Source organism: Glutamicibacter sp. AGC46 (genome assembly GCF_053543715.1).
On the sequence record NZ_JBLVOJ010000012.1, the window covers coordinates 352,825 to 358,061 of the forward strand.

The 5,237-nt window shown below is 61.0% G+C and carries 5 protein-coding genes and 1 tRNA gene; 5 read left to right on the forward strand and 1 reads right to left on the reverse strand.

The window, feature by feature from the left end; translation table 11 throughout:
• Positions 1-22: 22 nt before the first annotated feature.
• Positions 23-110 (reverse strand) — tRNA-Ser (locus ACNPM8_RS09865).
• A gap of 62 nt (positions 111-172) precedes the next feature.
• On the opposite strand from ACNPM8_RS09865, the gene ACNPM8_RS09870 reads away from it, so the two are divergent.
• The 5 genes from ACNPM8_RS09870 (at position 173) to ACNPM8_RS09890 (ending at position 5,202) form a co-directional block, all read left to right on the forward strand.
• Positions 173-1,150 carry an NAD(P)H-quinone oxidoreductase gene (locus tag ACNPM8_RS09870; protein WP_448939777.1) on the forward strand — a complete coding sequence of 326 codons (978 nt, stop codon included), beginning with the start codon at positions 173-175 and terminating at the stop codon, positions 1,148-1,150.
• A 109-nt stretch (positions 1,151-1,259) separates the two neighbouring features.
• A complete protein-coding gene (locus tag ACNPM8_RS09875; protein WP_388024215.1) occupies positions 1,260-3,494 on the forward strand; it encodes a carbon starvation CstA family protein in 2,235 nt (744 codons plus the stop codon).
• 2 nt (positions 3,495-3,496) lie between these two features.
• Positions 3,497-3,688 carry a YbdD/YjiX family protein gene (locus tag ACNPM8_RS09880; RefSeq protein WP_448939772.1) on the forward strand — a complete coding sequence of 64 codons (192 nt, stop codon included), beginning with the start codon at positions 3,497-3,499 and terminating at the stop codon, positions 3,686-3,688.
• A gap of 153 nt (positions 3,689-3,841) precedes the next feature.
• Positions 3,842-4,291 (forward strand): hypothetical protein, encoded by a 450-nt coding sequence (locus ACNPM8_RS09885; protein ID WP_105662501.1) that lies wholly within the window; start codon positions 3,842-3,844, stop codon positions 4,289-4,291.
• A gap of 68 nt (positions 4,292-4,359) precedes the next feature.
• Positions 4,360-5,202, forward strand: coding sequence for an aldo/keto reductase (locus ACNPM8_RS09890; protein ID WP_434692198.1), 843 nt, complete (start codon positions 4,360-4,362; stop codon positions 5,200-5,202).
• The last annotated feature ends 35 nt before the right edge of the window (positions 5,203-5,237 follow it).

Sequence of the window (5,237 nt, forward strand, 5' to 3'; positions counted from 1 at the left end):
CCCCCCCCAAACTCGAAAAGCGCGGATGGTATGGGATTTGAACCCATGAGACGGGGTTGCCGCCTACTGGTTTTCAAGACCAGCTCCTTCGGCCGCTCGGACAACCATCCAACCCGAAAAAGTATACGGCATGAACCCCTGTTGAAAGGAATTGAAGGCCATGAACGACGTTATGAACGCCTATATCTACAACGGTGCCGGTGGACCAGAAGTCCTTGAACTGGTCCAACGGCCAATGCCGGTCCCCGCAGCTGGGGAAGTGCTGGTCAAGGTCGAGGCCTTCGGACTGAACCGCGCGGATGTGCAGCAGCGCAAGGGAGTGTATCCGCCACCTCCCGGAGCCAGCGATATCCCCGGGCTGGAAGTCTCGGGCAGCATTGTGGAGATCGGCGATGGCGTCAGCGGATGGAAACCCGGAGCGCGAGTTGCCGCCCTGCTCGCTGCTGGCGGGTATGCGCAGTACGTCAATGTTCCGGCAGAACTGCTCATCGAAATCCCTGGAACGATTTCGAGCATCGAAGCCGCCGGGTTGCCGGAAGTCGCCGCCACCGTGGTCTCCAACCTCTTCATCGAAGGCGGACTGGGCCAAGACCAGACGCTGTTGATCCATGGCGGAGCCGGCGGCATCGGCTCCATGGCCATACAGCTCGCCAAGGCCGCTGGCGCCCGCGTCATCGTCACCGCCTCCTCGGCAGAGAAATTGGACTACTGCCGTGCCCTCGGCGCCGACGAGGGGATCAACTACCGGGAAGAGGACTTTTCTGCACGCGTCAAGGAACTGACCGACGCCAGGGGCGTGGATCTGATCCTGGATGTCGTGGGCGCCAAATACCTGGGGGAGAACGTCAAGGCGCTCGCCGTCGGCGGACGGATGGTAGTCATCGGACTGCAAGGCGGAGCCAAGGGAGAACTGAACTTGGGCCTGCTGATGAGCAAGCGGGCGCGGATCATCGGCACAACTTTGCGTTCCCGCCCGCTGCATGAGAAGGCGGAGATCGTTCGCCAGACCATTACCCGCGTGATGCCGCTGCTGGAACAGGGGAAACTGGCACTGAACGTCACCAAGGCCTTTGGATTCCCGGAGCTGGCCGCTGCCCACGAATACTTCGATTCCGGTGAACATACGGGAAAAGTTGTCATAGAGGTTTAAAGCAGCGGGAAACCAGTTGTAAGGTGACTCAGTAGTCATTAATGCGTGACTAGCCTAATAACCGCTGGTCGCGCACATCACTTGCACTGTTCCTAGGAGGTTGCTCGATTTGAGTACCCAAAATACCTTGCCACCAGCGGGTGTCGATCCTGAAGTTGCCGAACGCGAAGAAAAGCGTTGGACCCCCGCCAAGATCGCCATCTGGGTTGCCATCGCGCTGGTCGGCGGAATCGCATGGTCGATTCTCGCCTTCTCGCGCGGGGAAACCATCAATGCCATCTGGTTCGTCTTCGCCGCTGTTGCGACCTATCTGATTGCCTACCGCTTCTACTCGAAGTTCATCGAGCGCAAGATCGCCAAACCGGATGATTTCCGGGCCACCCCGGCCGAATCGGTCAATAACGGCCGTGACTTCGTTCCCACCGATCGCCGCGTGCTCTTCGGCCACCACTTCGCCGCCATCGCAGGCGCCGGTCCGCTGGTTGGACCGATCCTCGCAGCGCAGATGGGCTATTTGCCAGGCACCATCTGGATTATCGTGGGCGTGGTGCTGGCCGGAGCGGTCCAGGACTATCTCGTCATGTTCTTCTCCATGCGCCGTGGCGGACGCTCGCTGGGCCAGATGGCCCGCGAAGAGCTGGGCCTGATCGGCGGCACCGCTGCCCTGATCGCCACCCTGGCTATCATGATCATCATTACCGCCATCTTGGCGCTGGTGGTCGTCAATGCACTGGGCGAATCCGCGTGGGGTGTCTACTCGGTGGGCCTGACCATCCCTATCGCCTTGTTCATGGGCATCTACCTGCGGTTCATCCGCCCGGGCAAGGTCCTGGAAATCTCCATCATCGGCTTCGTGCTGCTGATGTTCGCGATCATCTCCGGCCGCTGGATTGCCGAGTCTGCGTGGGGTGCCGAGTTCTTCCACCTGGATCGCACCACCATCGCCTGGGCCATCATCATCTACGGCATCATCGCCGCGGTGCTCCCGGTATGGCTGCTGCTGGCTCCTCGCGACTACCTGTCGACTTTCATGAAGATCGGCGTCATCGGCCTGCTGGCCGTGGCGATCATCGTCGTCCGCCCGGAAATCGATGTTCCGGCCTTCTCCGAGTTCGCTGGCCGTGCCGATGGCCCGGTCGTTGCCGGGCACATCTTCCCATTCCTGTTCGTGACCATTGCCTGCGGTGCGCTGTCGGGCTTCCACGCACTGATCGCCTCGGGCACCACCCCGAAGCTGGTCGAGAAGGAAAAGCAAACCCGCTTCCTGGGCTACGGCGGCATGCTCATGGAATCCATGGTGGCCATCATGGCGCTGGTTGCAGCGATTTCCATCGACCGCGGCATCTACTTCGCGATGAACTCCTCGGCTGCCGCTACCGGTGGCACGGTGGAAACCGCGGCGGCATTCGTGAACTCGCTGGGTTTGGCCGGCGTTAGCCTGGATCCAAACCAGCTGACCGAACTTGCCAATAACGTGGGCGAGAGCTCGGTTGTCTCGCGTACCGGTGGCGCTCCGACCCTGGCTGTGGGCATCGCGCACATCATGCACCAGTGGTTCGGCGGCACCGCGATGATGGGCTTCTGGTACCACTTCGCGATCATGTTCGAAGCCCTGTTCATCCTGACCGCGGTTGACGCCGGTACCCGTGTTGCACGCTTCATGCTGCAGGACACCATCGGCAACTTCTTCCCGAAGTTCAAGGACACCTCGTGGCGTCCGGGCGTGTGGCTGTGCACATTGATCATGGTTGCCGGCTGGGGCTACATCCTGATCCTCGGCGTGACAGATCCACTGGGCGGCATCAACACCTTCTTCCCGCTGTTCGGCATCGCCAATCAGCTGCTGGCTGCGATAGCGCTGGCCGTGGTGATGACCATCATCGCCAAGCAGAACAACTTCAAGTACCTGTGGGTCGTGGCTCTGCCGCTGGCCTTCACCGTGGTGATCACCTTCGTCGCGAGCTGGCAGAAGATCTTCTCCGCAGATACCAAGGTGGGCTACTTCGCCAACCACAACGCCTACAAGGAAGCTCTGGCCAATGGCGAGACTTCCCTCGGCTCGGCGGGCAGCGTCGAAGCCATGGAGGCCGTGGTCCGCAACACCGGTGTCCAGGGCTGGCTGTCCGTGGTCTTCCTGGTACTGACCGCCATCGTGCTGGTTTCGGCGGTTGTCGCAACCGCCAAGGCCAAGCAGAGCGGTGGTGGCAACAGCACCGAGGATCCTGCCGTGCCATCGAAGATGTACGCGCCCGCCGGCTTGATCTCGTCGCCTGCCGAAAAGGAACTTGAGAAGGCTTGGAAGCAAATCCCTGCCGAAGCCCAAGTCCAGCGAGGCGGCCACTAGCCATGGCGACGCTGTTGGAATGCCTGGGGCAAGCCAAGAAGTTTGTCGACGGGGTGCTCGGGGCCGACAAGTACCAGCACTACCTGGAACACCACGAACGCAATCATCCTGGCGCCAAGCCAATGACCGAGCGCGAATTCTGGAAGGACTACACCGACTGGCAGGAAAAGAATCCTGAAGGGCGTTGCTGCTGAACGCGACTGGTACCGGCCGTGAGAACCATTGGCGAAAGCGGATGGGGCTCGCGGCCGGTTTCGTTTTATGTCGACCCCGCTGCCGGGAACACTGCGGTGATCCCGGTAGGCTAGAACCAGTAATTCATCGGAATCCACCGGCAGAGAAGTGTAATGGCGTTCTTTTCACGACTGCGCGCTGAGCGTGCTGCTGCTCGCGAACTTGGCGAGGGCGTCTGGCGTCGCGCCCATGACCGTTTCCAGCGGTCATTGGACCGGGTCTTCCAGGTGGTAGAGGGCATCAACGATGACCAGGTTTACAATCAGCTGGTCCGAGAAGCCAATGAGATGGCTGTGCTGTTGCCGACCGTGCGCCAGCTTTGCTGTGCGGCGCATCGGATCACCCCGAGCAATGACGACACGATCCCGCAGCTGACCTCTGCGGCGCATCGTTCGCTGACTAAGGCCGCCAATGATTTGGCGACGACCGCACAGGTCGTAGCGATGATGCGCATGCAGGCCGAAGCCGGCAAGCCTATCGATATCGAAGCCGTGCGCCATCGTGCCATGCTGGTGAAAGAAGACGTCAGCCGGGCCGTGCAATTGCTCGCTTCCAGCGAATAATTGGGTTTTCCCGATCGCTCGCGTGGTGTTCCACCGCGCAGGGCGCATCAGTGGACTAAATTAGTTGCATGACCCAAACAATTCCTGAACTGAAGTTCCTTGACGGAAACACCATCGACCAGCTTGGCTACGGCGTCTGGAAGGTCGCCGACGAGGACGCGGAAGCAGTCGTTGGCCAGGCCATCGACGCCGGCTACCGCCACATCGACACCGCACGCATCTATGGCAACGAAGCTGGCGTCGGCCGCGCAGTTGCAGCCAGCGCCGTGCCACGCGAAGACCTCTTCATCACCACCAAGGTCTGGAACTCGGACCAGGGTTTCGAGAAGACCCTCGCCGCAGCGGATGCCTCGCTGGAACGGCTCGGCCTGGAATACGTCGACCTGTACCTGATCCACTGGCTGCAGCCCAAGCGCGGCACCTACGTGGACACCTGGAAGGCACTGATCCAGTTGCAGAAGGACGGCAAGGCCAAGTCCATCGGCGTTTGCAACTTCACCAAGGAAGCACTGGAAGAGCTCTACACCGAAACCGGCGTCCGCCCGGTGATCAACCAGGTCGAAACCCATCCGTACTTCCCGCAGGGCGAGCTGCGCGCCTACGAGGCCGAGCACGGCATCCTGCACCAGTCCTGGTCCCCGCTGGGCCACGGCGGCGAACTGCTCAGCGACCCAGTGCTGGTGGAGATCGCCAAGAAGCATGAAGCATCGGTGGCACAGGTAGTCATCGCGTGGCACCTGGCGGTAGGCAACGTGGTCATCCCGAAGTCGACCACCGAATCGCGCATCGTCGAGAACTTCGAATCGCTGAACGTGCAACTGGACGAGGAAGATCTGGCTGCCATCGCTACCCTGGACCGCGGAGCGGAAGGCCGTATCTCGGCTGACCCGGCAACCGCCGACTTCGAGTAAAAAAGCTAGGCAGAACAGAAGGCTCCCCGTTTCTT

Bases quoted from the DNA above. Each gene is read 5' to 3' on its own strand.
- ACNPM8_RS09870 (WP_448939777.1), top strand. From the start codon at position 173: ATGAACGCCTATATCTACAACGGTGCCGGTGGACCAGAAGTCCTTGAA.
- ACNPM8_RS09880 (WP_448939772.1), top strand. From the start codon at position 3,497: ATGGCGACGCTGTTGGAATGCCTGGGGCAAGCCAAGAAGTTTGTCGAC.
- ACNPM8_RS09885 (WP_105662501.1), top strand. From the start codon at position 3,842: ATGGCGTTCTTTTCACGACTGCGCGCTGAGCGTGCTGCTGCTCGCGAA.
- ACNPM8_RS09890 (WP_434692198.1), top strand. From the start codon at position 4,360: ATGACCCAAACAATTCCTGAACTGAAGTTCCTTGACGGAAACACCATC.